Source organism: Streptomyces sp. NPDC048496, assembly GCF_043200055.1.
Classification (GTDB): Bacteria; Actinomycetota; Actinomycetes; order Streptomycetales; family Streptomycetaceae; genus Streptomyces.
Genome location: NZ_JBICXB010000131.1, coordinates 1 through 1,826, shown reverse-complemented (window position 1 = coordinate 1,826; position 1,826 = coordinate 1). Strand labels below are relative to the sequence as shown.

Here is a 1,826-nt window from a genome sequence, read left to right as displayed (position 1 = left end):
CTGGAAGCCTCAAGAACTCCCATCATCGCAGGTCACAAGGCTCTTCCTCGTTTCCGGAGAAGTTGTCCACAGACGTCAGCCGGTGGATCCGGGCTGAGAGAACGAGCGGTCGACCTGGGCCGCGGAGATGCTCACCGCCGCCCGCTACCCCGTGCACCTCGACCCGGGACTCGACACCCGCCTCACCCCGCCTGCCAAGACCTCGGGCCCGGTCCGCACGCCCGCCCGCCCACGATGACCGCCCAGACACCCCCGCCCCAAGCATCACACCGCCGACCCCGACCAGAAGGAGGACCCGATCACCGTCATCCCCGGCCCGCCAGCATCCGCGAACTCGTGGCCAAGAGGGATGACTTCCAGGTGAGGATGGCGCTCCTGGACCGCGAGACCGAGACGGCGCTCGACGCCGTCCGCGACCGGTACGGGCGCATCATTCACCCCCAGGAAGCAGCCGCGATCCGGGCCCACCGCACCCAGGCGGCTTGCAACGGATACCGGATCGACCTCGCCTCTTGGTACACCCGGCTATCAGAACGCGAGGAAAAGGGAGTCAGGCGACGGCGGCGCGGTGAGGCCCGGCCTGGAGCATGTCAGCGGTCAGTGCCCATCGTTCGTGGTCCTGCCAGGCACCGTTGATGTGCTGGAAGTTCGGCGAGTATCCCTCGCGACGGAAGCCCAGGCGCTTGACCAAGTTCAGCGAGGCCGTGTTCGTGGGCTGGATGTTCGCCTCAAGTCTGTGAAGCCCGAGTTCGGTGAAGGCGAGCTGTACGACAAGGCGGAGGCCCTCGGACATGTAGCCGCGTCCTGCAGTGGACGCATAGGCAACGTATCCCAACATGCCGCTCTGCATGGAGCCTCGCACTATGTTGTTGATGTTGATTCCACCGACGATCGCGCCGGTCGGCCGGAGGCAGACGACGAAACCCTCGTGCGTGGGCTGGGCGAAGCGTGCGACGAAGTCGCTGAACGCTCCTCGGGCGCTGTCCCCTCTGGGTATCCACGGGTGGTGGAGCTCTGCGCTCTCGCGCCTCAGCACGGTGATCTCCTCGTAGTCGTTCTCGCAGACGCGGCGTATCGCTACGCGGTCTCCGTGGTCTCCGTGGTTGAGGTACTGGTTCGACATCCGGTGATCCTAGTGAGACGCATCAGCGAGCCCAGCTATCAGAAGCTGTGGAGTGTCAGGTCAGCGGCGGCTGACTTCTGCGGCGTAGTCGGCGCCGAAGCCCTGGCTCTCACGGGTCCGCTTGTCTCCAGTGGACTGGTGGTATCCGATCAGTCGGCTGATGACGACGGCGGGCAGCTCCGAGGCGATGTCCATCAGCGATGCGTGGCACGCGAGTTGTGGCGGGACGCCGATCGCCTTGAGACGCCGGCCGAGGGTGTGCGGGTCGATCGGCTGTCCGGGGTAGATGCTGTGGAACAGCCACTTGGGTTCCTCGATCGGGACGGTGACCGCGCGGCCGTTCCGTTGCTCAACGAGTTGGCGGATCAGGTCGGCCAGGGGCTCGGGGATCTCGACGGGGACGTGCTCGTGCTTCAGAGCGAGAGTGTCGCCGCGGTCCACGATGTGCTCGGTGGTGAGGCGGCTGATGCGGCCAACGGGCTGGGCGAACAGCAGCAGGAGCAGGCCGGCGGCCCGGTCGGCAACCTGGAGTTGGTCGACACGAAGCCGCAGCACACCAGCTCAACCAACTCCGGATCACGCATCCAACGCAATTCCCCGCGGTCTTGTAATGGTGGAGTCGGGTATTGGAACTGTCCGAATGCCTCAGCCATTGCGGACCCATGAGGTGAACTCGTCGGCGAGGCCGGGCGGGTTGGCGGCC

Annotated in this window: 3 protein-coding genes; all 3 read right to left on the bottom strand. The window is 65.9% G+C overall.

What is annotated here, in order from left to right; all coding sequences use genetic code 11:
• Nucleotides 1-264: 264 nt before the first annotated feature.
• The gene (locus ACGFSA_RS35115) at nt 265-438 is read right to left on the bottom strand and encodes a hypothetical protein (RefSeq protein ID WP_393310234.1); all 174 of its coding nucleotides are present in this window, start codon (nt 436-438) and stop codon (nt 265-267) included.
• Between the two features lie 112 nt (nt 439-550).
• Nucleotides 551-1,123, bottom strand: a complete 573-nt coding sequence (locus ACGFSA_RS35110) for a GNAT family N-acetyltransferase (protein WP_393310232.1) — start codon at nt 1,121-1,123, stop codon at nt 551-553.
• A gap of 60 nt (nt 1,124-1,183) precedes the next feature.
• The gene (locus ACGFSA_RS35105) at nt 1,184-1,678 is read right to left on the bottom strand and encodes a hypothetical protein (protein WP_393310230.1); all 495 of its coding nucleotides are present in this window, start codon (nt 1,676-1,678) and stop codon (nt 1,184-1,186) included.
• Between the last annotated feature and the right edge of the window lie 148 nt (nt 1,679-1,826).